Source organism: Methylocapsa acidiphila B2 (assembly GCF_000427445.1).
In the GTDB taxonomy this organism is placed as follows: Bacteria; Pseudomonadota; Alphaproteobacteria; order Rhizobiales; family Beijerinckiaceae; genus Methylocapsa; species Methylocapsa acidiphila.
In genome coordinates this window covers 2,496,224-2,523,023 of sequence record NZ_KE386496.1, presented here as the reverse complement: position 1 = coordinate 2,523,023, position 26,800 = coordinate 2,496,224, and the positions used below count along the sequence as shown (strand labels likewise).

Here is a 26,800-nt window from a genome sequence, read left to right as displayed (position 1 = left end):
CGGCCTCAAAGAGAGGAAGAGGAAGGCCGGGTTTTTCGTGACGGGTTGGAGGTCGAGAGAGAGTCTTTCGGCCGCCCGTCGCGGAGAATCCGACATGGCTACCGCCGTTCAGAAGATCACTCTCAGCGCCTCGCGCGACATCCCCTTCAACAAGCTGGTGCTCAGCCAGGCGAACGTCCGGCGCGTGAAGGCCGGCGTCTCGATCGAGGAACTGGCCGAGGACATCGCCCGACGCACGCTCTTGCAGAGCCTCAGCGTCCGGCCGGTTCTCGACGCCGAAGGCCGGGAGACCGGCATGTTCGAAATCCCGGCCGGCGGCCGACGCTTCCGGGCGCTCGAACTGCTGGTCAAGCAGAAGCGCCTGGCGAAGACCGCGCCGGTCCCCTGCGTGGTGCGCGAGGGCGGCATCGCCGAGGAGGATTCGCTGGCCGAGAATATCCAGCGCGTCGCGCTCCATCCGCTCGACCAGTTCCGCGCCTTCCAGGCGCTGCGCGATAAGGACCTTGGCGACGAGGAGATCGCCGCGCGATTCTTTGTGACCCCGACCGTGGTGAAGCAGCGCCTGCGCCTGGCCGCTGTCTCCGACAAGCTCCTCGACATCTATGCAGAGGACGGCATGACTCTGGAGCAGTTGATGGCGTTCTCCGTCACCAACGACCACGCTCGCCAGGAACAGGTCTGGGACGCCGTATCGCGCGCCTACAACAAGGAGCCGTACCTGATTCGCCGCCAACTCACCGAGGGCGCGGTCCGGGCCTCCGACCGCCGCGCGCGATTCGTCGGCATGGACATCTATGAAGCCGCCGGCGGCGCGATCATGCGCGACCTCTTCCAGCATGACGATGGCGGCTGGCTGCAGGATCCGGCGCTGCTCGATCGGCTGGTGACCGAGAAGCTCCAGGCCGAGGCCGAGACGCTGCGGGCCGAGGGTTGGAATTGGATCACGGTCGCCACCGACTTCCCCTATGGCCACGCCGCCGGTCTGCGCCGCCTCACTGGCGAGACTGTCGATTTCACCGAAGACGAGAACGCCAGCTTCGCCGCGCTGAAAGCCGAACAGGACGCGCTTGAGGAGCAATACGCGCAAGCCGACGAGTTGCCCGACGAGGTCGATCAGCGCCTCGGCGAGATCGAGACCGCCATCGCGGCGTTCGAGAACCGGCCCGTCCGCTACGATCCGGCCGAGATCGCTCGCGCCGGCATCTTCGTCAGCATCGACAGCGAGGGGGCGCTGCACATCGAACGCGGCTTCGTTCGCCCCGAGGACGAAGCGCCGGTCGAGCCGGTCCAGGGCGGCGATGGTGATGCGCCGGAAACCGCCGCCACCGCCAGCGGCGCCATCCAGCGGGCCGTCATCACCATCGGCGGCGCGCCGACGGGTTCCGAGATCGACACGCCGGAGGAAGACGAAACCATCCGCCCGCTCTCGGATCGGCTGGTGACAGAGTTGACCGCCCATCGCACCCTGGCGCTGCGGGATGCGCTGGCGAACGGTCCTCACATCGCCTTCCAGGCGGTGCTGCACGCCCTCTGCCTCAACGCCTTCTACCGCTATGCCTCGAACACCTGCCTGGAGATCACGGCGAAGCACTCCGGATTCTCTGCCCAGGCGCCGGGTTTGGCGGAGACGGCTTCGGCCAAGGCGATCGATGCGCGGCACGCGCAATGGGCCAAGCAGTTGCCGGAAGCGCCGGCAGATCTGTGGGACACGCTGACGGCGTTCGACAGCGACAGCCAGTCGGCGCTGTTGGCCCACTGCGCCTCGCTCACCGTCAATGTTGTGAAGGAGCCGTGGAACCGGCGTCCGGACGCTTTCGCGCATGGCGACCAGCTCGCCCGGACCGTCAATCTCGACCTGGCCGCCGCCGGCTGGGCGCCGACCGTCGATAACTATCTCGGCCGGGTTCCGAAGGCGCGCATCCTCGAAGCCGTGCGCGAGGCCAAGGGCGAGCAGTCGGCGCAGCTCATCGACCACCTCAAGAAGACCGACATGGCCAAGGAGGCCGAGCGGCTGCTTGCCGGCACGGGTTGGCTGCCGGAGCCGCTGCGTCTCGTCGAGGTCGCGCCCGTCGCCGACGAGTCGACCAGCGAGTCCGAGGCGCTGCCGGACTTCCTCGCGGGGGACGAGGACGAAGCGTCCGCCGACGCCGACGAAGAGCCGGCGCACATGGTCGCGGCCGAGTGACTGTCGATATGCGGGGTGGTTTCGGCCGCCCCGCACCCGTTTCTCCACCCAATTCCACCCGAAAGCCCGGCCATCGCGCCGGGTTTTCTCGCTTTCGGAGCCATGCCATGACCGAGCCGTCCCCCATCACCCCAACAGCCGCCCCGACGCTCACCTATTGGGATGTCCAGCGCGGCGAGCATGATCGCCTCAACGCCGAACTGCGTCCCGCGAACAAGGCGGTCGTCTTCGATGCGCTCGCCGCTGCCGGCCTCACCATCGTCACCGTCCGTTTCGACGGCTATGGCGACAGCGGACAGATCGAGGACATCGAAGCCAAGGCCGGCGACGAGGTCGCTGCCTTGCCGCCGGGCAATGTCGAGATCGCCGCCGCCGTCTGGGGCCACGCCGAGCCCGAACGGACGGTGATGTCCGTCCGCGACGCAATCGAGCGGCTTGCCTACGATTTTCTCCAGGAAACCCACGACGGCTGGGAGAACAGCGACGGGGCCTATGGCGACTTCATCTTCGACGTCGCCGATCGGACCATCACGCTCGACTACAATGAGCGGCACATGGAGTCCGACTATTCCCAGCACGTATTCTGAGGAGGCGACAATGGGACATTGCTATCATCACGCGCTTTCCTCGGTGAAGAAATGGGGCGGCGCGCCCGAGGATTATCTGCCGCTGCATCAGTGGTTCGACGAGTCGAAAGCCATCACCGCTGATTTCCGGCACCGAGCGCTACGCCATCATGCCGAAGGCATCTTCATGCTGGAGCGCTTCTTTGGCCCGACAATCACGATTTCGACCGGCCGTGTGGTGCCGGTGCGGCTGATCGGCGAGCAGCATGTGCGCGAGGACCTCGGTTTCATCCCGAGCTTCGCGGATTGGGTGCGCTGCATCCGCCCCGAGCCATGGATGGGCCGGGCCCAGCCGATCCATCGCGACGTCGATCCCTTCGCCGCCGCCAGCTGATCACTCTTCCACGTCAACCCAACGAAGAGCCCGGCCTCCTGAGCCTGTCGAAGGGGCGCCGGGCTTTCGCCTTTCTGGAGACCCGACATGGCCGACCACTTCTCACCAACCGTCATTCAGCAATCGATCCCGATCGCCGACATGACGCCGCTCGAACGTCTCGTGCTCAGCCTCATCTTCGATGCCGAGCCGGATGGCGAGGCGGTGTACTTCCACACATCTCTCGGTCCGACCGACGCTATCGGGCTTTCGATCGACGAACTTCGTGCGGCGTTCGATGCATCCGCGGGAATCGACAGCACGGCGACCACGTACATCGCCGAGCGCGTGGCGGTCGCATCCACCGACGACACCGAGATCGAGATCGATTTCAGCGGCACGTCCTGGGAGTTCATCTTCCAGGACATCGTCCGGCGTTCATCCACGCTCCGCTACGTCACCGCGGTTTCGTCTTTCACCTGCTCGAAGATGCGGCCCGACGGCTTCGGCGGCATGGCGGTCCTGATCACGGCGGACGCGATTGTAGGCAAATCCACCAACGACATCCTCGAGGATTTCCTCGCGGAGAAGGATGGAGATGCCGCCGATGACGGCGTGCATGTTCTGCTCCGCATCCGCGAAGACGCCGTCAGGCGACAGATCGACAAAATCGAGGCCGATCCCACGCTCACCCGTCTTACGGCCGACGCGGTCAATGATGCCGACATCCACGCCGCTTGTCTCGCCGTCGTCGAATGCAGCGACCTGTCGGAGGAGCAAGGCACCGCCGATTTTCGCGCCGCTCTCGCGGCGATCCGCAAAGCCGAACAACGGCTCGCTCCGGTCAGCTGATCGCAGGGACTTTCAAACCCACCCCGACGCCGCGCTCCCCGCGCGCACCGTCTTCATCCCCATCGAAAGGAGACGGCCATGGGCTGGCTCTACATGACATCCCTCAAGGGCCATTCCGGCCCGCGCCAATATCTCGACGCCCAATTCACCTCCGAGCGTCCTGACGCGGTATCGAAAGTGCTGCGCTCGGCGCTGGTCGGCATGCGCGTCTACTATGCCGCCGTGGAACAGGTCCGCATCGCCACCGGTGCGCGCGAGGTCTGGGCCGCCATCTGCCTCGTTCGATACAATCCGCGCGACCCCCAGGGCTACATCTTCGGCTACAAGGATATGGAAGAATCGATGGTTCCGTATGAGTGCGATTGCCCCGAACAGATCCTTGATCTGCTGACGCCGACCGACCGCGAATATGCGTTGCAGTGGCGAGCCCGCTGCCGCGAAAACATCGCCGCCCGCCGCGCGAAGGCCGCCAAGCCGAGCCCGTGCGCGGGGCAGGTGATCGTCTTCGACGAACCGCTCTGCTTTGCCGATGGCCGAAGCTTCCAGCGGCTGGAGGTCATCGCCAACCCGCGCAGCCATCGCACCGTGCTCTTTCGTGCGCACGGCTCCAGCAGCCTCTATCGGATTCCCAACATCAAGAGCCGGTCCTACCGGCTCGTCGATCCCCCGGGGTGAGCAGGCGTTTTCTTCCGGGCGACATCAAAGGGTCCGGCGCCCAGCGCCGGGCCCTTTTCTTCTTGGACGTCCCGAGAGGGAGAGGATTGCCGGGACGGGTTTGAGCCGTTGGGGTCGAGAGAGAGCGCCCCTCGGTTCGACCCGTTCCGGCTCTCCCGAGGTTCCCTTCATGACGACGAATCCCGCTTCCACGGCCGCTTTTGCGGCCGCGCCGCTCCCGGTCGCGCCGCCCGCTCCGGCGACCGCCGACGCGCTGGCTCATGCTGCGCGGATCATCCTTCCCCATCTCGAACGCGGCCAGTGTGTCGATGCACCGACGCTCCGGGGATCGATGGTCTCCGCCTTCGGCGGTTCCGACGCCGATGGCGCCTGGGACTGGAAGACCGCCTACGATGCCTGCGAAGCGGCGACCGTTCTGTTCTTGCGCAAGTTCGGCCCCGCCATGCTTGCGCGGACTGCCTCTCCCGCCGCCATGCTGCCGATGCTGGCCAAGATCGCGGGCCTTCTTCCCACCCACACGCGCCGCTCCGAGGAGAGCCAGGCGCTTCAACAGTTCTCGACGCCGATCGCCATCGGCCTCGCGGCCAGCGCCGCCGCCGCGATCACGCGCGCCGATCTCGTGCTGGAACCTTCGGCCGGTACCGGGCTGCTCGCCATCCTCGCCGAGCTCGCCGGCGCGTCGCTCGTTCTCAATGAGCTGGCCGAGACGCGCGCCGGGCTGCTGGGTCATCTGTTCCCCGGTATCGCCGTCACCCGCTTTGACGCCGCGCACATCCACGATCACCTCGACGCCGGCGTCGTTCCGAGCGTGGTGCTCATGAACCCGCCGTTCTCTGCGCTCGCGAATGTTGATCGCCGCATGGCCGACGCGGCCCTGCGCCATGTCGGCTCGGCGCTCGCGCGTCTTGCCGAGGGTGGCCGGCTGGTCGCGATCACCGGCACGAACTGCGGGCCCGACAATCCGATGTGGACCGATGCCTTCATCCGGCTGCAGGAGCGCGGGCGCATCGTGTTCTCGGCCGCCATCGATGGATCGGTCTATGCCAAGCATGGCACGACCATCGACACGCGCCTGACCGTGATCGACCGTCTGCCCGCGCCCGATCCTACGGCGTTTCCGGCTTTGCACAGTTGCGCCCCCGATGCCGCAACCTTGCTTGGCTGGATCGCGAATTCTGTTCCGCCAAGGCTCCCGCTCGCCACGCCGGTCATCACCCGGGCCACGGTTCGTCCCGCCGCCGCACGACCGCCGCGCGTTGCGCCACGCCCTTCCTCCGTCCCGGCCGCGACGCCCGAGCCGGAGGCGGTTGAGCTGACTTATGAAACCATCGACTGGACGCCGGTCGAGGGCGGTCACATCACCGAGGCGCTCTATGAAGGATACGGATTGCAGTCGATCCGTATTCCCGGCTCTCAGGCTCACCCCACCAAGCTGGTGCAATCGGCGGCGATGGCGTCGGTGGCGCCGCCCAAGCCAAGCTATCGGCCGCACCTGCCCGCCAATGTCGTCGCGGACGGCATGCTGTCCGACGCCCAGCTCGAAAGCGTGATCAACGCCGGCGAAGCCCATTGCGGTCATCTCGCCGGATCGTGGACGGTGGACGAGACCTTCGACATCGTGTCGGCCGCGCCCGACGACGCTGAAAACGCCGTCCGCTTCCGCCGCGGCTGGTTTCTCGGCGACGGCACCGGCGCCGGAAAAGGCCGCCAGGTCGCTGGCATCCTGCTCGACAACTGGCTGAAGGGCCGCCGCCGCGCGGTCTGGGTGTCGAAATCCGACAAGCTGATCGAGGACGCCCTGCGCGATTGGTCGGCGATCGGCCAGGAGCGGCTGCTGGTGACTCCGCTGTCGCGCTTCCGTCAGGGGACGCCGATCCGTTTGGAGCAAGGCGTCCTATTCACCACCTACGCCACGCTACGCACCGACGCGCGCGACGAGAAGGTTTCACGGGTCCGGCAGATCGTCGAATGGTTGGGCTCCGATTTCGATGGGGTGATCATTTTCGACGAGAGCCATGCCATGCAGAACGCGGCCGGCGGCAAAGGGGAACGCGGCGACCAGGCCGCCTCGCAGCAGGGCCGTGCGGGACTCCGGCTTCAGCACGCGTTGCCGAACGCGCGCGTTGTCTATGTCTCGGCGACCGGCGCGACCACCGTCCACAATCTCGCCTATGCCCAGCGGCTTGGCCTCTGGGGCGGCGAGGACTTCCCCTTCGCCACGCGGGCCGAGTTCGTCGAGGCGATTGAGGCAGGGGGCGTCGCGGCGATGGAGGTCCTGGCGCGCGACATGAAGGCGCTCGGCCTCTATGCGGCCCGTTCGCTCAGCTACGAGGGCGTCGAATATGAGCTGCTCGAGCATCGGCTCACCGACGAGCAGATCCGCATCTACGACGCCTATGCGGGCGCGTTCAGCGTCATCCACAATAACCTCGACGCCGCGCTGGAGGCGACCAACGTCACCGGCGAAACGGGCACGCTGAACGCGCAGGCCAAATCCGCCGCCCGCTCGGCTTTCGAGAGCGCCAAGCAGCGTTTCTTCAACCATCTCATCACGGCGATGAAGACGCCCTCGCTGATCGCCGCCGTCGAGCGCGATCTGACGGCCGGCCATGCCGCGGTGATCCAGATTGTCTCGACCGGCGAGGCGCTGATGGAGCGCCGTCTCGCCGAGATTCCAACCGAGGAATGGGGCGACGTCCAGGTCGACATCACTCCGCGCGAATACGTGCTGGATTATCTGGCGCACAGCTTCCCGACCCAGCTCTACGAGCCGTTCACCGACAGCGAGGGCAATCTCTCCTCTCGGCCGGTTTATCGCGACGGCCAGCCCGTGCAGAGCCGCGAGGCCGTCGCCCGCCGAGACCGGCTGATCGAGAAGCTTGTGTCGCTGCCGCCAGTCCATGGCGCGCTCGACCAGATCGTTCAGCGCTTCGGCACGGAGATGGTGGCCGAGGTGACGGGCCGCTCGCGCCGGATCATCCGCAGATGCGGATCGGAGGGCGTCGATCGCCTCGCCGTCGAGAACCGCGCGGGTTCGGCCAATCTCGCCGATGCGCAGGCGTTCATGGATGACGCCAAGCGCATCCTCGTCTTCTCGGACGCGGGCGGCACCGGACGGTCCTATCACGCGGAACTGTCGGCGAAGAACCGCCGCCTGCGCGTCCACTATCTGCTGGAGGCCGGATGGAAGGCGGACGCCGCCATTCAGGGGCTTGGCCGCACGAACCGCACCAACCAGGCGCAGCCGCCGCTGTTCCGGCCGATCGCGACGAACGTGAAGGCCGAGAAGCGCTTTCTCTCGACCATCGCCCGCCGGCTCGACACGCTCGGCGCCATCACCAAGGGCCAGCGCCAGACCGGCGGCCAGGGCCTGTTCAGGCCTGAGGACAATCTGGAGAGCCACTACGCGCGCGACGCGTTGCGCCAGCTCTATGTCCTGCTGGTCATGGGCAAGGTCGAAGGGTGCTCGCTGGGCGCGTTCGAGGACGCAACGGGGCTGAAGCTCACCGACACCAACGGCATCCGCGACGAGTTGCCGCCGATCACCACCTTCCTCAATCGGCTGCTGGCGCTGACCATCGACCTGCAGAACATCCTGTTCACGGCGTTCGAACAGCTCCTGACCGCCCGTATCGAGGGCGCGATCGCATCGGGAACCTACGACGTCGGGCTGGAGACGCTGACGGCGGAGAGCTTCGTCGTCACCGGCCGGCAGACCATCTACACCCACCGCGGCACCTCGGCGGAAACCCGCCTGCTGACGATCACGCGGCGCGAGCGCAACCGACCGGTCACGCTCGACGAGGCGCTGGGCCGGCTCTCCGATCCCCGCGCCCTGCTGCTGGTCAACAGCCAGTCGGGCCGCGCCGCCGTGCAGGTTACCGCGCCGAGTCTGATGCTCGACGATGGCGAGGTCGAACGCCGCGTACGGCTCATCCGGCCGATGGAGCATCCCGCCATGCCGCTGGCGATGATGCCACAGACGCATTGGCGGGAAGCCGACCGCGAAAGCTTCGCCCGCGCATGGGCGGCCGAACTCGCCGATGTGCCGGAATTCACCGACAGCGAGATCCATATCGTCGCCGGCCTCTTGCTGCCGATCTGGAAGCGTCTCCCCAACGAGTCGAGCCGGGTCTATCGGCTCCAGACCGATAGCGGCGAACGCATCGTCGGTCGCAAGGTATCCCCGCCATGGGTGGCCAGCGCGCTTGAAACCGGCCCGTCGAATCTGTCGGCCGATGACGCCTTCACCGCGCTTATGGATGGCAGGACCATCCTCGATCTTGCCGAAGGGCTTCAGCTTCGCCGCGTCCGCGTCATGGGCGCCAACCGCATCGAACTGACCGGCTTCACCGACGCCATGCGTGACCGGCTGCGAGCCTACGGCCTGTTCCATGAGATCATCTCGTGGAAGCTCAGGATGTTCGTCCCGACCGACGCGGCCGGCCCGGCGATCCTGGCGAAGGTGCTGGAACGCTATCCGCTTGCGCGCGTCGCCGAGCGGGCGGCGGCGTGACGATGGCGCTCGGTGCCGCCGAACTGGCGCACCGGCTCGCGCGCGATGCCGAAGCGGTGTGCCGTTATTATCTCTCCAACGGCCGCCGCGAGGGCCGGTACTGGCTGGTTGGCGACGTTCGCAATGCGCCCGGTCGCTCCCTATTCGTCCGGCTGAAAGGACTGGAATCCGGCAAGGGTGCGGCCGGCAAATGGACCGACGCGGCAACCGGCGATCACGGCGACCTCCTCGACGTCGTCCGCGAGAACCGCGGCCTTGTCGAATTCCGCGACGTCGCCAATGAGGCTCAGCGCTTTCTCAGCCTACCAAGATCGGCGCCGGAGCCAGACCATGACCGGCGAACATCGTCCGCACCGGCGGGATCACCGGAATCAGCACGCCGTCTTTTCGCCATGGCGCAGCCGATTACGGGCACAGTCGTGGAAGCGTATTTGCGCAAACGCGGCATTACGGCTTTGCACGGAACCGGAAGTCTCCGCTTCCACCCACGCTGCTACTACCGTCCGGATCGGCATTCCCCGACCGAGACCTGGCCGGCGATGATCGCAGCCGTCACCGATTTCGACGGCAAGATCACCGGGGCACATCGTACCTGGCTCGACCCATTGAGGCGGGACAAGGCGGCGATCGACACGCCGAGAAGAGCGATGGGCAACCTCCTGGGCAACGCCGTTCGTTTCGATGTGGGGCGCGATTGCCTGGCGGCCGGTGAAGGGATCGAGACCATGCTGTCGCTTCGATGCGTCGTGCCGACCATGCCGATGGTGGCCGCTCTTTCGGCCGCACACCTCGCCGCCATCCTGTTCCCCGCGACACTGCGCCGGCTCTACATCGCCCGCGACAACGATCCGGCCGGGGACGGCGCCATGGCGAGCCTGATCGACCGGGCGACCGAGGCTGGGATCGAGGCGATAGCCCTGTCGCCACGACTGGGTGACTTCAACGAGGATCTCCGCACGCTCGGCATCGATGCGTTACGGGCAGCGTTGCGGGTGCAGATCGCTCCGGAAGACGTCGCTCGTTTCATGGAATTGGCGACATGAAGCGGCACGGGAAATGATGTCTGCCGGGGTGCCGGTCTCATCTCGGATTCGGGCGTGGTGCTTTCCAGCCTTGTCGGAGAGGCCCGCGCCCACGGCCTTCTGAGAGGGCGACCCTTGCGGCAAACGGCCCGGCCCGGCAATGGCGGATGGCCGACTATTTCCCGTCGGCGGGCAAGCCCGCCTTTACATCGCGAGGCAAAATAGCCGGCCCCCGCCATCCTCCGCTTTGCTTCGGCCGCTTCCGCTTCGCTGCGCGGTGCAGGCCCGGTCCGCCCGCCGCCTTTCGTCACCATGAAGGCCGCGATGGGCGCGGTCGATCCGACGAAGGAAAGCACCATGACGACCGAACACGACGACACCGGCTACGAGCCGCCGCACACCTCATCCACGACCGATCACGTCCTCGCCGAACTCCAGCTCTACGGCTATCGCCCCTTCCAGGACGAACCAGACCCGAGACCGCTTCCCGAAGGCAGCACCATCGCTGGCGCCGTGGCCGACATCTTCGACGCCCTGGTCGTCACCCTTGCGGACACCCGCCTCGAACCCGATCTCGAAGACCTGCTCTGGTCGACCGTCAACCTCTTCCGCCGCGCCACCAGCCGGATCGAGCGCGAGCTCGACGACAACGAGCAGGCACAGAAGCGCAGCCAGAAGGAGCAGGATGGCTCCGAGATCCGCTCGGTCGAACTCGAACGCCTCACCGCCGAAGGACAGACGCTGATCGAGCGCAGGAACAGCATGGAGTTCTTCCGCGACCAGGCCGCCGACCAGTTCGAGCGCCATATGCATTCGGCCTGGCGGCCGCGCTCAGGATCGAAGGTCAGCCACCGCAATCTGACTTCGGCCATGATCGACAGCCGCGACTTCCTCGCCGCCAGGCGCCGGGCCGAAAACGAGGTGCTATTGCCCGCAGGACCCAAGATCGCCTTCACCGGCGGGCTCGACTTCAACGATCATCGCCTGATCTGGGACAAGCTCGACCGCGTCCACGCCAAGCATCCCGACATGGTGCTGCTGCACGGCGGATCACTGAAGGGCGCGGAACTCATTGCCGCCAAATGGGCCGCCCACCGCAAGGCGCCGCAGATCGCCTTTAAGCCCGACTGGACCAAGCACGCCAAGGCCGCCCCCTTCAAGCGCAACGATGCGATGCTAGACGTCCTGCCGATCGGGGTCATGGTGTTCCCCGGCACCGGCATTCAGGAGAACCTCGCTGACAAGGCACGAATGCTCGGCATCCCGGTGTGGCGCTTCAGCGAGGGGCGCGTCACAAAGGCACGATCATAGATCCGGACGCGTCACCCGCGCCGCGCGCGCAAAGGCCGTTCTGGATAGTCGTCCCGCGGGGTCGCATGTCGGTGCACCTCCTGCCTCTGTTCCCAAACCGACCCAAAGATCGGCTCTCAGCGTCGGCTACGCGAGTAAAAGCCTTCCGAGGCCAACCACCCCGAAGCACCAAGCCCAGGCAAGCAAGACCGCTAACACTTTCGGCTAGGGTCGCAGACCGACGCGCATTCGACGCTTCCGGGGTACCAAAGCTTCGGCTACTCTCTCCCTTGGGTCCGGGAGCCGACCTAAACGTGTCGGGGATACCCTGTTCAGAAGGTCTGCGCAAAAATGACGCGCCACAAACGTCTCCTTTGCCTGACGGTTGCAGCCGTAGCTTTCTTGGCATTTATCGGCCTGTCTGCTTGCCGACCGGCGACTTCCGACAAGGAGAAGGTGACGTTTTCTCAATCTGGATGGCTCGTATCGAAGATAAGAGGCGGACGCTGGCGCGTCAGTGCGGTTGAGGATGGAACACACGCATGGGCTTGGGAGGTCGGAAAAAAGGGCGTCTGGCTCCTCGATTCGTCTGGGCGCACGCTGAATGCGCAGACACCGTTCCTGCCGAACATCGAACCCCGCTGGGGAATCTTTCCCGCCGGCGACAAACGCCGTGGCCTTGTAATTGTAGACGACGGGACTACCTCAGCGCCCTCTAATGCATATTTGGTAGGGCTCTCGTCAGGAGATTCCCATTCTGAACTTCTACTGCCGCCGGGTTATGATCAGATTCGAACTTTTCAAACTTCGGAAGGTACCTGGATTCACGCCGAAAAGCGGGAGCCTAGTCAGGAGAAGGGAACCGTTTGGCTTAAGAATGACTACTACTTCCTTGCGAATGGCCACACGAAACTGGATGGACCGTGGAAGGTTGAGTTTCTCGGTAATCGAGATGAACGAGTTGTTGGCTCGACGCTTGTGACCGCTGGCATTATCGATGCGGGCAATAAGCTGCACTGCTACCTCGTAGATCCCCGCGTAGGCGCCATACCGATTAGACTAGCTCTCGGCCCTGCACTACAGGCCACAGGACACGATGGAATAACTGAGATCATACCCACACCCGACGCTAGAAGTTTTTGGCTCCGATCTGGTCTCACCTCTGTCTATTTCGTGGACGTCCAAAAGACTCTCGAAAGTGCCTCCGCGACGGCTAGCTACCTCCCGCTGGAGCTTAATCCGCCGTCACAAATGACCCTACGCCCATTTGACGCCACAAGGGCCATTGGTTTCCCGACCCCTCGTTGGGGCGGCCGGAAGGAGTCGCTGTCACCCTTGCGCGGGGCTTCGCTGTTCGACGCCGGCACCAATTCAATCACACCAATCCCAGCGCTCCAGGATACGCTTGTAGACAACATAGTAGTTCTCGGAAAGGACGGTTACCTTGCACAGCTAGGGGTAAACCTCGACGATCAGCACGTCATATATTTGCCGCGGGATAAACCTGTGCAAGAGGTCGGGAAGACGATCGAATTAGGTGTTGATTTAGCACCTTGGCAAGATCCTATGGAAGGCGGCGTTGTTGAAGTATTCCCGGACCAAACGAGTCACTCCTTTGTCGTTCGTGCTCGTGACTTTGCATTCCATTTCGAAGCAGGAACTATAGGTCACCTTGCCTTGTTGGCGAGTCACGATGAGAAGGATGTCAACCGGTTCGTTGCGCCAACGGTTGTGCCAGATGACATTGGGCACCTTTGGCTAATTAACTATGTGGATGACGCCGCTGGGCGCGGAATCATTAACTGGGACCGAAGCCAAGGAGCGCCAATAAATTCCGGACAACCACTTTTCCAACATCAGCTTGACTTGCCCGACGTTGTTCCGTTGCGCGATGGACGGCACGCGTTCGCAAACGATGTGAGAGGTGGGCTCTACCTGATCGACATGAAAGCGAGCATGCCTGGTCCCGCGCTGCAACTAGGAGGGAGCACTCTCACAACTGGTTCACTTCCAGACGGTCCGATATCGTTTGCACCGAACAGCGATTCCGGAGATCTCAAATTCGGCCCAAGACCTGTCGAGGGTTTGCTAGACGACCAAGCAACATTTCAGGTTGTTATCACTGAAGAAGGCTCTGGTCACCAACGGAAGTGGGTAACGCCAAGTCTGACGAATGGTGAAGAGAGGTATCCTCTCGCTCAAGCCGTCGCCGGGCAAGACTCAGACCCAAAGGCTCGCATCGAGTACGGCCGCGCGGCTTCGATCCGAGTTACTCTTTCGGACCCGCTTGGCACGAACGTATCGTGGACTTGGACGGGAGTTGTCTTTACGAATCCTGAGCCCCTTCTCGCCCGACCCTGGTTTCGCGCTGTATTAGTCTTTTTCGCCATCTGCTTTGTCGCTCTGGTCACCAAGCGGCTTGCTGGAAGCCCGCAGACCTTCACCCGCTACGTCCTCTACATTGGGTCCATTGGCGCGCCTTGGGTCGGAAAGGACTTTTTGGATCCAGGCGTCCTTGTGGGCTTGCTCGGGGCCTCGCTTTTGGCGGGGTCGGTTCTGGGGCTAATGTCGCCCACGCTGTTCAGAGAACTTGAACCCCTCGATCCATTCCGGCCCTTTGCAGGTCTTGCCACGTCAATTCCCACAGTTCGAAGAAGGCTGTTTGCTGCGTACTCCGCTCGACTTCTGAATCGAATCGAGAGGGAGCGCCAGCAGGCGAACGGTGAAAGTTACACGCCGGTTCCGATTAGAATCAAGGAAAGTAGCAACATAGACTTAGAGGGGGACGCTGCTTCACCAGCAGAGCGGATATGCAACGCCTTTTCAGCTGACCGTTCCGATGAGCGGACATGCATTATCCTTGAGGCTCCGGGCGGTCGTGGAAAGAGCGCGCTGGTCCGAGAAGTCCTAAGATTAATGGTTGAAAGATCTAATAAAGATCCTCGTTCGCCAATCCCCGTTATCTGCGATGGGGACGGAGTTACGCTCTACGACCGCATGCGAGAATCGTTGGGACAAGACGGCTTCTCTGACTCGCTCTTGCGAGCGAGTGCAAGATCGGGTGCATTTTTATTTGTTCTTGACGGGCTGACAGAATCGACAGTCACGGCTAAGACTTTGCGTGAGCATTTCGCCACCTTCGGCATGACAGTCCCGTTACTATTATCTACCCGTCCGAGCAAAGCCCACATTGGGGTGATTGAGCAGGCGGCTGCATCGTGGATAGTGATCGAGCCTGAGAGGCTAAGCGATGAGACTTTGAGAGATTTTGTGAAGGCCTACGGGAGGTCCTTCGACAATCTGACTCCAGAGGTCAGGGCCGCGTGTCGGGACGAGGATGGCACCTATTTGCCAATCCTGATTCGTCTAGCACTTTTGGCTCGTGGAACGGAAATGCAGTCCATACGGGATGTTTACGCCGCCGCCGTTAATCAGATTTTGGCCAACAAAGGGGTGAGTACTGACGCTGCCGTGCAGTTTTGCTTGGATACCTACTGGGAAACTGGTGAGCGGCGAATACGATTTGCAACCGCCTCGCAGGACTCGAAAGAGCTTCTGTCTGCGCTGATGGGAGCTGATCTCGTCGTAGCCGCAGAAGTCAATCCAGCTGACCCGGGAAATCCCCACACAGTCCGATTCTTTCATGACTCTATACAGAGCTATTTGACTGCGGTGGGATTGGTTGGGTGCGTCAATTGGCAAGAAAACCTAGAGATGGCTGCAGGAGACCCAAAGTTTGATGCAGACAACACACAAGTGACTGAGTTGTTTACCATGTGCCTCCACACGTTTCAGCCGCAAACGTTGCTGCGGAAGCACCTTCTCCAGTCTTTGCGAACTCTGTCTGATGACTTTGCGGGCGCGTTGAGCCGGGACTGGGTTGTTGAAGCGACCGCACTTCCGGGACTTTCTGATGAACTTCCGGCCGAAGTGGCAGGAGGGCTGGCACTAACGAAGGCGGGTGAGATGTGTTTCGTGAATTTGGACATCCGCTTTTTGGGTCGACTATACGCGCGGGCGGTCCGGTACCTTTGGCCGAAACTGAAGCCAAGCTACACTGCCGAGAAAAATGTAACCGCAGCCGGTTTACGTGAAGGAACCAGCCCGCCCCTCTCAACTGCCGAGGAAATCTGAGCGCCATACAATGATTCAAGGCGCACCTCGAACGATAGCTTCGTTGCCTCGATGATTGGCTTGGAGCGAACGGGCAGTTCCAAAAATTGCTATAGATCGATGGCTATCCTCCGCGCTGTAGTCGTGTGTGGGAGACTCGGTTCTACGGATTTGGCGTGTTTCAATACCTTGTTGCCACTGCACCCCGCGCCCGCTATTCTGACGAAAGCAACGCGGTTGTGGTAGAAGGTGCGCCCGTTTGACCCTTTGTCACGGAGATCACCATGACCATCATCGGCATTGTCCTGAGCGTCTTTGGCCTCGGTTTGTTTTGTTCGCTGCTGTTCACGCTCGCAGTCTACGCGCCGCCGTTCTTCGCGGGCCTGACCGCAGGCCTCGCCGCCTTCCACAGCGGCTCGTGCGTCATCGACGCGCTTGTTGTTGGCGTTCTCGCCGGCGCGGCGACCCTGGCGATTGGGCGGATCGCCTTCGCAATGGTGCGAACGCCGCTCGTAGGTCGGTTGGATTTCAGAGCGATGACCGCTCGTCCGCGTAACAGGAATGCCACGGTCCCAGCAACGCTCGTGTTGGCCAGCGCCTCCAGGCCGACAGGGAGAGGTTCCGTCGGTAGGGTCGCCGTTTGTACGGATTGCCGGGTCGTGACGTCATCTTTTCGGAACGCCAAAGTTTCCTTTTCTTCGCATGGAAAGCCGGGCCTCTTGCTCAATCGACGTCCGCCACGTCTTCTCCCGAGGATGCTGTTCGGGGCGCGGACCACACGGCCTCTCCATGGCTTGATCTGGCCGAAGACCGGCTACGCCTCGATCGCCTGAGACGCAACGGCGGACGGATCGACTTTCTTCCCCTGGGCTTTCCACCCCACGCGACAAGTCGCGCGGGGACCCCGGTTCGCCCATTCCTCGCGAGGCAAGAAAGTCTACCGCCGCCATCCTCCGCTGCGCTCCGGCCCGGCTCACCCCATCGCGCAAGCGCGACGGGGACCCCGAGCTGCGGGTGCGTCGTCGATCGCCTTCGGCTTCCCGATCGCCATCGAGGCCGCGGTGGTCGCGGGCTCGAAACAGGCAAGGAGAAGCATCATGGCCAACATCGGTTCCTTCAAGAAGTCCGGCAGCGAGTTCCAGGGCGAGATCGTCACCCTGAGCGTCCAGACCAGGAACGTTCGCATCGTCCCCGAGACCAACCGAGCCAACGACAACGCCCCCAGCCATCGGATCTATGTCGGCCGGGCCGAGATCGGGGCCGCCTGGTCGAAGCGCTCCAACGAGGGCCGCGACTATCTCTCGGTCAAGCTGGACGATCCGAGCTTCATCGCGCCGATCTACGCCAACCTCTTCGACGACGAGGACGGCGAAGGCTACACCCTCATCTGGTCCCGCGGCCGCAAGGCCAACGGCGAATGAGCCGCACGCTGCGACGCCCCGCTCGGGAAACCGGGCGGGGGTTCTCTTGCGAATCGGTGAGGAACGCCGGCCCCCGCGTCCAGGATGCGCCAATAGGAAATCGATTGCCGCAAGGATGGAGCACGGCCAGCCGGAATTGCGTTTCTCCGCCTTTCCGGTTTGCGGCTGATCAATTCTTCCTGGGCTTCACACGTTGGGCGTCTCCTGCCAGCGCCTCTTCATCCGGCGTCACCAGCGTGACGGGCTCGACGCCGAGAGCTTGAGAGACTTCGAACAGGGTCACGACCGTCGGGTTGCGGCGACCGCGCTCGAGATCGCTCAGATATTGCTGGGTGAAGCCAGACCGCTCGGCGAATTGCTCCTGGGTCAGGCCCTTCTCAAGCCTGACGCGCTTCACGTTCCGTCCAACCAATCGCCGCATGTCCATGCGGACAGGCTGGACGGTTACACACTATGAGGTTTATCCACTATAATATGTATCATCGACGATGGCCGGGATAATGTGTATCGACGCCTGCCACTCTGTCTCGTTGAACTTTTGAAAAGTTCTTCGGCTAATATCCTAAATACCGCCGGTCCTCGCCAAGGGAACCCAAGACCGTGAGCCCCGCACCCACTTCGTCGGTCGCCGATTTTGCGCCGTCTGAGGCGCAGGTGACCGATTATGATCGAATGCATCTGACGACCTATCTTCGGCTGCTCGACGCGGCGTCCGAGGGAGCGCCTTGGGAAGAGGTCGCCCGCATCGTGCTTGGCCTCGACCCGGCGCGCGAGCCCGCTCGAGCCCGAAGAGCCCATGAAACACATCTGGCGCGCGCTCGCTGGCTGACCGAGCACGGCTATCGCGAGCTGCTTCGATCGCCGCGCTGAGTGCGGTGAGCGGCGGCTCCAACGTCAGCCTCCCCTCAAATGCACGCTTGAGATTTTACGTCGACCCTGAAAACCACCGAGCCGATTTCGGCATGACGCTATGCCGATTCCTGTCCAGCAAAGCTCCCGATTGACGACACAAATCGACCGTCACAATCCAAGGCATCCGGTGATTCGCTAAAGCGGAGACAAACCAATGTTCAGGGAGGACTGGCGGTCTCGCACCGCCTATGACTACGCCACAACCATGGAAGCCCCGGGCCTTGCTTGGGAGTTCCTGCGGCGCAACCCCGACTATCGAACGGCCTACGAGACCGCTCGCGCCGAGGCCGATGACGGCGCCGCCGGCCCAGCCTGGTGTTGGGGGTTGCGATTTTCTGGCCGATCCAAACCAACGCGCTGATAAGTCGCCCGTCTTCTGGCGTCCCGACGAATTGGCGTCTGTCGTCGTCCTGACGGCGGCGCCAGATGGCGCCAGACCCACGACCATCTCGTTAGCTGACTTGTCAGGCGACGTCGTGCGGCGTGACGCCGAAGATGGTGCGCATCTGATCGTCAGACAAGACGGGACGATCCACCAGCTCTGGGCGCCTGATCCGCCGGGGAACGTCGCGCCATTGGCCGCGGTCGTCCCCCTCGACGCGAGCGCCCCGCAACGCGCCGAGGCTGCATTGCGCTTTTGGCGACTTATGGCTCACGGTCGGCTTCGAACGCCGCCAACTCCGATTCGTCCTCCGATTCGTCGAGCCGATCGTTTGGTCGCGGCCTTGCGCGCGCTCGATGGCCGGCTCGATGGCGCCAGCTATCGGGCCATCGCCGAAGCTCTGTTCGACCCAAGCCGCATCGCCTCCGAACCCTGGAAGACCGCGTCTATCCGCGACACGGTCATCCGTTTGGCGCGCACCGGCTTTGCCATGATGCGCGGAGGCTACCGCAATCTCCTCGGGCCGCGCCGACGAGAGTGACCGATCTGCGCCCAAGATCGCCCTCCCGCACGGGGTAGCGAATTCGGCGCCCCTCATCTTCGCCATCCCCCTTGCCGGCCTTTCTTCGCCACCGTGATCGCCAGCAGCCGCCCATGCCCGGCGGCCTTCCAAGGCATCACGGAGGCTCGATCATGTCCGCCGCAACGACCCAGTTTCCCCCACGCTATCTGCGCACGCCCGAGGCCGCGCGCTTCGTCGGCCTTTCGGGGCGTACGCTCGAAAAGCACCGCACCTATGGCACCGGCCCGCGCTATTCCAAGCTCGGCGGCCGCGTCGTCTATCGGCTGGAAGACCTGCAGGCCTGGGTCGAGCTCGGCGCCAAGGCCTCGACCTCCGATCCGGGCGGCGGTCAGGTGCTCCCTGCCAAGCGCCATCCTTCCATCTCGCCGGCCTACGCCGGCCAGCCGCGCCGCTGATCCTTCCGGCCGCTCCCATCATGTCGACGCGACATCGCCCAAGATCGGAACGGGAGCAGCTCGAGCTGTTCCGCGCACTCCCCGGCGATCTCGCGCCGCGAGACGCTCAGGACCTCATGGCCTACCCCTTCTTCAGTCTCGCCAAGTCCCACCGCACGACGCCGATCGACTTCCGCTCGGGCGATATCGCCATCCGGGTCGAGGCCGTACCCGAGCATGGCATGGCGACCATCTGGGACGCCGATGTTCTGATCTGGGCCGCCTCCCAGATCGTGGAAGCGCGTGACGTCGGCCTTCGCACATCCCGTCTGATGGCGGCGACGCCCTATGAGATCCTGACCTTTATCGGCCGCGGCACCTCGCTGCGCGATTATCAGCGGCTCAAGGCGGCGCTCGATCGGCTGCAATCGACCACGGTTGCGACATCGCTCCGCCAGCCGACTGAGCGGCGGATGCACCGCTTCTCCTGGATCAACGAATGGACGGAGCGCGCCGACTGCCATGGCCATCCCGGCGGCGTCGAACTGATCGTGCCCGACTGGTTCTACCGCGCCGTCCTTGACGACGCGCTCGTGCTGACGATCGACCGGGCCTATTTCACTCTGACGGGAGGACTGGAGCGTTGGCTCTATCGCCTGGTCCGCAAGCATGGCGGCCGGCAGCGCGCCGGCTGGCGGTTCGACTTCCGCCACCTTCACCTGAAGTCCGGCAGCTTGTCGCCGTTCAAGCGCTTCGCCTTCGAGCTGCGCGACATCATCCGCCGCCAGCCGCTGCCCGGATACGCCCTATGCGTCGAAGTCGAAGCAGGCGGTCGCGTACTGCTCGCCTTCGAGCCGGTGCCCTGTGGACAACCTGTGGACGGGCTCGTGCTATCGGGAACCGAGACTATCGTGCCATCAGGAACCGGACCCTCGTGCTATCGGGAACCCGAATCGCACTTAAGCCACGGGCGTACAAATGAAATTCGCGCCCCTAACTTAGAGTCTAACAAAGAATCTAACTATACTGCTGCCGCGACGCCTGAGGAAAACGACTCCGACCCGCATGCCGGGACGGAGGGACGATACGATCAGGACCAGGCGCAACGCACGTCTTTCCGTAAAACCGTTTCTACATCTCAATCCGATTCGTCGAGCGCATCAGAGCTTCCCTTCTCCGCGAAGCCTGGAGGGGCGCTATGATCGTCGCGCTCCTCAATCAGAAGGGCGGCGTCGGCAAAACCACGCTGGCTTTGCATCTTGCCGGCCAATGGGCTCGGCAAGGACAGCGCGTCACTCTGATCGACGCTGACCCGCAGGGCTCGGCCCTCGACTGGTCCGAGCAGCGGGCGCGCGAAGGACTCCCGCGGCTCTTCAGCGTCATCGGCCTTGCCCGCGATACCCTGCATCGCGAAGCGCCCGAGCTTGCTCGCGCCGCCGACCATGTCGTCATCGATGGCCCGCCCCGCGTCGCCGGCCTGATGCGCTCGGCGCTGCTCGCAGCCGATCTGGTCCTCATCCCGGCCCAACCGTCGCCATTCGATGGCTGGGCCTCCGGCGAGACGCTGAAGCTGATCGACGAGGCGCGGATCTTCCGCCCCCAGCTCGGCGCGCGCTTCGTACTCAATCGCTGCGATGCGCGCACGATCATCGCTCGCGAGACAGCCGAGATGTTGGCCGGCCACGAGCCGCAGCTCCTCGCGGCCACAATCGGCCAGCGCGTCGCCTTCGCCGATGCCGCTCGCACTGGCCGCCTTGTCTCCGATCTCGATTCGAACAGTCCAGCCGCCCGCGAGATTGCAGCGCTCGCCGCCGAGGTCGGGAGGATCGCCCGGTGACCGGCCGCGATTCAAGACGCGGTTTCGCTTCCCGCCCCGGCGACCCCGAGAGCTGGATCAAGGCGTCGGAAACGCTGCCTGCCGCTCCGGCGAAGGCCGATGTTTTTGCCGCTCGTCTGACGATCGACGTCACGCCTGAATTGCGTGGGCGGATCAAGGTCGCCGCATTCCGGCGCGGCGTCACCGTCGCCGACATGCTGCGCGAACTGCTCGCGCGCGAATTCCCCGAAAGCCTTGGAGACGCATCATGAATAACGCCGCGCCGTCGACCGCGCATCGTGACGGGACGCTCGCGATCAGCCCGTCCGATACCCTCACTCATGTCGAACTGACCTGGGTCGAGAAGAAGATCGAGCACTGGATTCGCTTCGGCCAGTACGTCGAAGAGAAGATCCTTGACCATCGCCGGCGCGTCATCAGTTTCCGGGCCGGCAGCATTTTCGCCTTCGTTCGCTGGGCCTCCAACGACTTCGGAACAGTCGTCTCGCGCATCGACATCGTGCGCGCCGTCGGCGCGGCTGAACCCTATCAGACGCTGCCCTTCGTCCGCCCCGGCGGCGAGATCCTGCTGCGCGCAGATGGCTGGCCCAAGGTCGAGCGGGTGCTGCAGGCGGTCGATGGCGTGGAGGCGATCGGCGTCGATCCGAGCGACGCCGCGCCTGAGCACTGGCGCCACCTCCACAGCCGTCTGACCGCCGGGTATGAGGCGCGGGCCTATACGCGCGCGCAGCACGACGCCTGGCTTTTGCGGCGGAGGGCGCAGCCATGACCAGCTTCGGATGGGTCGTGGCGACCTCTCTCTCGGCGATGGCGGCGACGGGCGCCGCGTTTGTCAATCCACCACTGAAGCTCATCTGGAACGCCAGCGCGAGCGTGCCCGTCGGTCTCTATGCCTTGCGACCGATAGGCGCCCTCGACGACACCGAGCTGGTCGCCGATATGCCGCCGGAACCGACCGCAAGCTTACTCGCCGATGGCGGCTACCTGCCGCGCGGCGTGCCGCTGATGAAGCGCGTTCTCGGCCTGCCAGGACAGACCGTCTGCCGCGACGGGGTCAGCATCACCATCGATCATGTCGAGGTCGGCGAGGCGCAAGCCCGTGACCGTCGTGGGCGTAATCTCCCCACCTGGCAAGGATGCCGGACGCTCCGCCTGGGCGAAGTTTTTCTGATGAACCCGGGCGTCCCCGACAGCTTGGACGGGCGGTATTTCGGTCCTCTTCCCGCCAGTTCGATCATCGGCAGCGCCGCGCCTCTCTGGACCGACGAAGAGGGCGACGGCCGCTTCGTGTGGCGCGCCGCAACCCAGTGATGCCGCCGCAACACCGCTAAGGAAAGGACATCTCGATGGCTCATATCGGCACGTTCACACGCACGGCCGACGGCTATTCCGGCGGACTTCGCACGCTCACGCTCGACGTCGAACTCACTCTCTTTCCGGCCAATTCTGGCGATGGCGAGAATGCGCCGGACTTCCGGATTCACCACGGCGCGAGCGCCGATGGCCCCGAGGTCGGCGCGGGCTGGAAGCGCACCGGCGAGAAGGCCGGAGCGTATGTCTCGCTGCTGATCAACGATCCGGTCTTCACCCAGCCGATCCGCGCCAACCTGTTCCAGGCCGAGGCGAAGGGATCGCGTTTTCATCTCCTCTGGAACCGTCCGCCGAAGCGCGAAGAGCGAGCATGACGTCATGCACGTTCGCTCACCTCTCGCCCGGCGCCCATGTCGCGTAAGGCCAATTCCTTTGTTCGATTGGCAGTTGATCAATACCTTAGTGCCGATCGGCGCGATGGACGCAATTGCGCGCGGCGTTGGTCAGGGGCGGCCACAAGTCGGCGCTCATTCGGATGCGCGCTCGGCGGCCCGCTCACATCCCACCGGAGACTGGCTTCTGAATAGAAGAGCGGCCATAGCTGCCGTCGCCATCGCGATGGTCAGCGCGCCAATCACAACGCCGTTCGCGTCGCCGGCATACGCGGAAAGCGACCCGGCCTCTGTGGCGCGCCTTGCCGATCCTTACGGGGCCTTCGTCGCCGAAGCCTCGCTACGTTTCGGCGTTCCGGCATCGTGGATACGCGCGGTCATGCGCGCCGAAAGCCGGGGCGATGTCCACGCCACCTCTCCGAAAGGCGCGATGGGCCTGATGCAGATCATGCCGTCGACCTGGATGCTTCTGCGCGTCCGTCTCCGTCTCGGCGCGAATCCATACGATCCGCGCGACAACATTCTTGCCGGCGCGGCCTTCCTCCGGGAACTGCACGATCGCTACGGATCGCCGGGGTTTCTGGCCGCCTATAACGCCGGTCCTGGTCGATATGAAAACCATCTGGCGACCGGTCGACCGCTGCCGGCCGAGACGCGGGCCTATGTCGCCGGACTCGCGCCTCTGATCGACGATGACCGCATCGATCACACGGTTCTTGTCGCCACCGCGGCGCGATCATGGACAGCAGCGCCGCTCTTTATCGGGCAAGATGACAGCGCGCCGGCCGTCGACCAGGCATCGCCTCCGGCGCCACCGAACCACCCGTCCAACAGCCGTCGCGTTGTCGATGTGTCCGCCCTCGTGCCGCGTTCGGACAGCCTCTTCGTGCAAGTCTCTGCCCGGGAGCCAGTGCGATGAGCGCCGGCGCGTCCCACCGGGTTCTCGCGGACTTCATCGCAGGCTTGGCGGTGGGGGGAAGAGATCAGTACGCGTCCGGAGTTTGCACATGACGTCAGGTCTTGACAGGATTTCCGGCTTTCCAGGCCCACGGCAGCAGTTCGTCGAGCCGGTTGATGGGATGTCCATTGACCATGCTCTGGAGCACGTTGGCGAGGTAGGCGTAGGGTTCGACGCCATTGAGCTTGGCGGATTCGATCAGCGAGCAGACGATCGCCCAACGGTCGCCGCCGCCATCGCTGCCGGCGAACAGATGATTCTTGCGGCCGAGCGCCACGGGACGGATCGCGCGTTCGACCGGATTGGTGTCGAGTTCGACGCGGCCGTCGTGCAGGAATCGGGTCAGGCCATCCCAACGCGAGAGCGCGTAGCGGATCGCCTCGGCCAACGTGCTTCGTCCAGGGATGCGCGGAAGCTGGGCTTCCAGCCAGGCGCGCAGGGCATCGACGACAGGCTTCGATCGGCCCCTTCGGGCCGCGAACCGATGCGCCGGCGACTGTCCGCGCACCTCCGCCTCGACGGCATAGATTTCGCCGATCCGGCGCAAAGCCTCGGCCGCCACGGGCGAGTCCGTAGCCTCGGCGACTTCGTAGAACTTGCGCCTCGTATGCGCCCAGCAGGCGGCGAGCGCGATGTCGCCGTTGGCGGCCAATCGCTCGAAGCCGGCATAGCCGTCGACATGCAGCACGCCCTTGAAGCGCTCGAGATGCGACGCCGGCCGTTCAGCCTTGCGGTCGGGTGCGAACAGATAGACCGCCGCTGGCGGCTCGGGTCCGGCCCACGGCCGTTGCTCACGCGAGTAGACCCACAGCCGCCCCGTCTTGGTGCGTCCGCGGCCCGGATCGAGCACCGGAACCGGCGTGTCGTCGGCAAAGAGATGGTCGGAGGCGAACACGTTCTTGCACAGCCGCTCGTGCAGAGCTTCGAGCCACCAGCAGGCGCCGCCGACCCATCCGGCCAGCGTCGAACGCGCCAGATCGACGCCATGCCGGGCGAAGATTTGCGACTGCCGATAGAGCGGCGTGTGATCGCAATATTTGGCGATCAACACCTGCGCGATCAGCGCCGGCGTCGCCAGGCCCCCTGCGATCAGTCGCTCCGGCGCGGGCGCCTGCGCCACCGTCTCGCAGACACGGCATGCATATTTCGGGCGGGTGACGCGGATCACGCGAAGCTGCGCCGGAACCCAGTCGAGCATCTCGCTGACGCTCTCGCCCATCGCATGGAGCACGCCGCCGCAGCACGCACAAACCGCGTCGCCGATGTCGAGCAGAACGTCCTCGCGCGGCAGATGATCGGGCAGCGGCTTGCGATGGGATGGCCGCTCGGATGGTTGCTTCTCGATGCTCGGACGGCTCTCCCGGATGCGGGCGATGTCGCTGTCGAGGTCTTCCAGCGCGAGCGCCAGCTGATCGGGATCAAGGCGTTCGGAACGGCGGCCGAACTGCGCCCGCTGGAGCTTCTTGATGATGGACTGGAGACGTTCGATCTCGCCATCGCGGCTCTCGACGACGCTCGCCATCTCGCGCACGAGCCGGTGCAGGAGGTCCACGTCGGAGGGCAGGTTTTCGAGATCGAGCCGCATGCCCGATTCTACTTCAAGGCGCCTTGTTTCCCAAGCAATAGTGCCTTGAGCGGCTCGGGATTTGGCACTTTTTCAACCGGCGATCGCCGGTCTCCAGACGCGCTCGGGAATGCGCCAGTCGATGCCTTCGATCAGCATGGCGAGTTGTGCTGGAGACAGAGTAATGGAGCCTTCGAAGCCTGCCATCCGGGGCCATGCGAACCCGCCCTGATCGAGCCGTTTGGTGAACAGACACATTCCGTTTCCGTCCCAGAAAAGGATCTTGATTATCTGCGCCCTCTTTCCCCGGAAGGCGAACAGATGGCCCGAGAACGGATCCTTCTTCAGCGTATCCTGAACCAGCATCGCGAGCCCGTCCATGCCCTTCCTCATGTCGGTGTAGCCCAGCGCCAGATGCACCTTCACGCCGGCCGGAATGATCATCATCGCGCCGCCTCCCGGTTGAGAACGTGCTGCCGGACGGCTTCCGGATCGCTGCCGATCGGCGCGAAGACGCGACGCCCGTCACCCAGTTCGACTGCCGTCATGCCGTCGGGCGGCTGCAACAGATTATGCAGCACAAGCGGCGCAGCCAATGTGCTGGTCTGGCCATCGGCCATTTTCACAGCTGCCAGCTTCGCGCGTTTGTTCTTGCCGAAGCTGAGGTCGGCGCGCCACCGGAACAACATGCTAGCAACCACGCCATGCCGCCGTGCGACCGACGATACCGTCTCGCCGGCGCGTTCGGCTTCCAGCACGATCGCCAGCTTTTCTTCTGCGCTGAAGCTGCGGCGGGTTTGCTTTTCTGGCGTCCGCGGATCATCGTCCGATGCGGCTGTCAAGCCGGATTCGGCCGCGCAATCGTTAGCACTACCCTTAGCACTAGTGCTTATTGGCGGGCGGGCGCTCGGATGAAGACGGGCGCGCCAGTCGACCTCCACCTCGCCGGACTCCAGCAGATCGCGCCAGCGGCGCAGACTGTGGGCCGAGATCCGATGCGCGGCGGCGTAATGGGCGGCGGCCAATCCGCTCCAGTTCAGCGCTTCGACATGCATCGCCCAGAACGCCTGGACGGCGGTCGACCGCTTCGACGTGCACAGCGGAGAGGCGCCTCGACGGCGGCGCTGACGACGCTGTTCTTGCGGGAGTTCCCTCGCTTTACGTGCGGCTTCCTCGCCTTCCAGATACCGCAGCCAGCGATCGAACGTATGCTTCGTCAACCGATGCTGGCGACAATATTTGGTCCGGTCGAGGCCGCTCCGCTGCCATGCCTCGATGTGGACCGACCACCACGCCTGCCGAGCTTTGTTCTCAAAATGTTTCGACGCCACCGGAGATCCTCCAATGCACGAAGGAACCCGAAATGGACCGCCAACGCACCCCCAATTCGATGTGCGAGAACCGGACGCTTACAGAGATCAGGGGCGCACGACCAAAAGACGGCAAGATAAAAGCGGCTCTCCGGTCGCCATCC

General features: G+C 64.1%; 26 protein-coding genes. 22 read left to right on the top strand and 4 right to left on the bottom strand.

Going from position 1 to position 26,800, the window contains the following annotated elements; translation table 11 throughout:
• The first annotated feature begins 94 nt into the window (after window positions 1–94).
• The 11 genes from METAC_RS0114385 to METAC_RS0114330 all read left to right on the top strand — a co-directional run bounded on the left by METAC_RS0114385 (window position 95) and on the right by METAC_RS0114330 (window position 17,013).
• Window positions 95–2,185, top strand: a complete 2,091-nt coding sequence (locus METAC_RS0114385) for a ParB/RepB/Spo0J family partition protein (RefSeq protein WP_026607586.1) — start codon at window positions 95–97, stop codon at window positions 2,183–2,185.
• Between the two features lie 107 nt (window positions 2,186–2,292).
• Window positions 2,293–2,772: a DUF6878 family protein gene (locus METAC_RS0114380; protein WP_026607585.1), complete on the top strand. Its 480-nt coding sequence runs from the start codon at window positions 2,293–2,295 to the stop codon at window positions 2,770–2,772.
• Window positions 2,773–2,782: 10 nt separating this feature from the next.
• Window positions 2,783–3,145 carry a DUF6915 family protein gene (locus METAC_RS0114375; protein WP_026607584.1) on the top strand — a complete coding sequence of 121 codons (363 nt, stop codon included), beginning with the start codon at window positions 2,783–2,785 and terminating at the stop codon, window positions 3,143–3,145.
• 141 nt (window positions 3,146–3,286) lie between these two features.
• Window positions 3,287–3,976, top strand: a complete 690-nt coding sequence (locus METAC_RS23765) for a hypothetical protein (RefSeq protein ID WP_245257492.1) — start codon at window positions 3,287–3,289, stop codon at window positions 3,974–3,976.
• A gap of 78 nt (window positions 3,977–4,054) precedes the next feature.
• Entirely contained in the window at window positions 4,055–4,651 is a 597-nt protein-coding gene (locus METAC_RS0114365; protein ID WP_026607583.1) for a DUF6927 domain-containing protein, read from the top strand.
• Between the two features lie 169 nt (window positions 4,652–4,820).
• Window positions 4,821–9,167 (top strand): strawberry notch-like NTP hydrolase domain-containing protein, encoded by a 4,347-nt coding sequence (locus tag METAC_RS0114360; RefSeq protein WP_026607582.1) that lies wholly within the window; start codon window positions 4,821–4,823, stop codon window positions 9,165–9,167.
• Between the two features lie 2 nt (window positions 9,168–9,169).
• The gene (locus METAC_RS0114355) at window positions 9,170–10,210 is read left to right on the top strand and encodes a DUF7146 domain-containing protein (RefSeq protein WP_026607581.1); all 1,041 of its coding nucleotides are present in this window, start codon (window positions 9,170–9,172) and stop codon (window positions 10,208–10,210) included.
• Between the two features lie 336 nt (window positions 10,211–10,546).
• Entirely contained in the window at window positions 10,547–11,500 is a 954-nt protein-coding gene (locus METAC_RS0114350; RefSeq protein WP_026607580.1) for a DUF2493 domain-containing protein, read from the top strand.
• A 1,314-nt stretch (window positions 11,501–12,814) separates the two neighbouring features.
• Complete coding sequence (locus tag METAC_RS0114345; protein WP_156898225.1) at window positions 12,815–15,613, top strand: NACHT domain-containing protein; 2,799 nt, start codon at window positions 12,815–12,817, stop codon at window positions 15,611–15,613.
• Between the two features lie 263 nt (window positions 15,614–15,876).
• The gene (locus METAC_RS25280) at window positions 15,877–16,425 is read left to right on the top strand and encodes a hypothetical protein (protein ID WP_051335590.1); all 549 of its coding nucleotides are present in this window, start codon (window positions 15,877–15,879) and stop codon (window positions 16,423–16,425) included.
• A 264-nt stretch (window positions 16,426–16,689) separates the two neighbouring features.
• On the top strand, window positions 16,690–17,013 hold the full coding sequence (locus METAC_RS0114330; protein ID WP_026607578.1) for a DUF736 domain-containing protein: 324 nt from the start codon (window positions 16,690–16,692) through the stop codon (window positions 17,011–17,013).
• 169 nt (window positions 17,014–17,182) lie between these two features.
• Here the strand turns inward: METAC_RS0114330 and METAC_RS0114325 are convergent, their stop codons facing one another.
• A complete protein-coding gene (locus METAC_RS0114325; protein WP_245257491.1) occupies window positions 17,183–17,410 on the bottom strand; it encodes a helix-turn-helix domain-containing protein in 228 nt (75 codons plus the stop codon).
• A gap of 203 nt (window positions 17,411–17,613) precedes the next feature.
• On the opposite strand from METAC_RS0114325, the gene METAC_RS0114320 reads away from it, so the two are divergent.
• From METAC_RS0114320 to METAC_RS0114275, 11 genes are all read left to right on the top strand, one after another.
• Window positions 17,614–17,883 (top strand): DNA -binding domain-containing protein, encoded by a 270-nt coding sequence (locus tag METAC_RS0114320; protein ID WP_026607576.1) that lies wholly within the window; start codon window positions 17,614–17,616, stop codon window positions 17,881–17,883.
• 196 nt (window positions 17,884–18,079) lie between these two features.
• Entirely contained in the window at window positions 18,080–18,286 is a 207-nt protein-coding gene (locus tag METAC_RS27465; protein ID WP_425338914.1) for a transcriptional regulator domain-containing protein, read from the top strand.
• Entirely contained in the window at window positions 18,216–18,848 is a 633-nt protein-coding gene (locus METAC_RS0114315; protein WP_051335589.1) for a DUF2285 domain-containing protein, read from the top strand. Before METAC_RS27465 ends, METAC_RS0114315 begins: the two co-directional genes overlap by 71 nt.
• 152 nt (window positions 18,849–19,000) lie before the next feature.
• Entirely contained in the window at window positions 19,001–19,285 is a 285-nt protein-coding gene (locus METAC_RS0114310; protein ID WP_026607574.1) for a helix-turn-helix transcriptional regulator, read from the top strand.
• A gap of 20 nt (window positions 19,286–19,305) precedes the next feature.
• Window positions 19,306–20,466: a replication initiator protein A gene (locus tag METAC_RS0114305; RefSeq protein ID WP_026607573.1), complete on the top strand. Its 1,161-nt coding sequence runs from the start codon at window positions 19,306–19,308 to the stop codon at window positions 20,464–20,466.
• Complete coding sequence (gene parA / locus METAC_RS0114300) at window positions 20,463–21,101, top strand: ParA family partition ATPase (RefSeq protein ID WP_026607572.1); 639 nt, start codon at window positions 20,463–20,465, stop codon at window positions 21,099–21,101. The genes METAC_RS0114305 and parA overlap by 4 nt, the downstream gene beginning before the upstream one ends.
• The gene (locus METAC_RS0114295) at window positions 21,098–21,352 is read left to right on the top strand and encodes a hypothetical protein (protein ID WP_026607571.1); all 255 of its coding nucleotides are present in this window, start codon (window positions 21,098–21,100) and stop codon (window positions 21,350–21,352) included. The genes parA and METAC_RS0114295 overlap by 4 nt, the downstream gene beginning before the upstream one ends.
• Complete coding sequence (locus tag METAC_RS0114290; protein WP_026607570.1) at window positions 21,349–21,870, top strand: DUF2840 domain-containing protein; 522 nt, start codon at window positions 21,349–21,351, stop codon at window positions 21,868–21,870. The genes METAC_RS0114295 and METAC_RS0114290 overlap by 4 nt, the downstream gene beginning before the upstream one ends.
• Window positions 21,867–22,412, top strand: coding sequence for a S26 family signal peptidase (locus tag METAC_RS0114285; RefSeq protein ID WP_026607569.1), 546 nt, complete (start codon window positions 21,867–21,869; stop codon window positions 22,410–22,412). The genes METAC_RS0114290 and METAC_RS0114285 overlap by 4 nt, the downstream gene beginning before the upstream one ends.
• 35 nt (window positions 22,413–22,447) lie before the next feature.
• Complete coding sequence (locus METAC_RS0114280; protein WP_026607568.1) at window positions 22,448–22,786, top strand: DUF736 domain-containing protein; 339 nt, start codon at window positions 22,448–22,450, stop codon at window positions 22,784–22,786.
• Between the two features lie 310 nt (window positions 22,787–23,096).
• Window positions 23,097–23,723 (top strand): lytic transglycosylase domain-containing protein, encoded by a 627-nt coding sequence (locus METAC_RS0114275; RefSeq protein ID WP_245257490.1) that lies wholly within the window; start codon window positions 23,097–23,099, stop codon window positions 23,721–23,723.
• 94 nt (window positions 23,724–23,817) lie between these two features.
• On the opposite strand, the gene tnpC is transcribed toward METAC_RS0114275, so the two are convergent.
• From tnpC to tnpA, 3 genes are all read right to left on the bottom strand, one after another.
• The gene (tnpC, locus tag METAC_RS0114270) at window positions 23,818–25,347 is read right to left on the bottom strand and encodes an IS66 family transposase (RefSeq protein WP_026607566.1); all 1,530 of its coding nucleotides are present in this window, start codon (window positions 25,345–25,347) and stop codon (window positions 23,818–23,820) included.
• 72 nt (window positions 25,348–25,419) lie between these two features.
• Entirely contained in the window at window positions 25,420–25,773 is a 354-nt protein-coding gene (gene tnpB, locus METAC_RS0114265; protein WP_026607565.1) for an IS66 family insertion sequence element accessory protein TnpB, read from the bottom strand.
• A complete protein-coding gene (tnpA, locus tag METAC_RS27460) occupies window positions 25,770–26,657 on the bottom strand; it encodes an IS66 family insertion sequence element accessory protein TnpA (protein ID WP_026607564.1) in 888 nt (295 codons plus the stop codon). Before tnpA ends, tnpB begins: the two co-directional genes overlap by 4 nt.
• Between the last annotated feature and the right edge of the window lie 143 nt (window positions 26,658–26,800).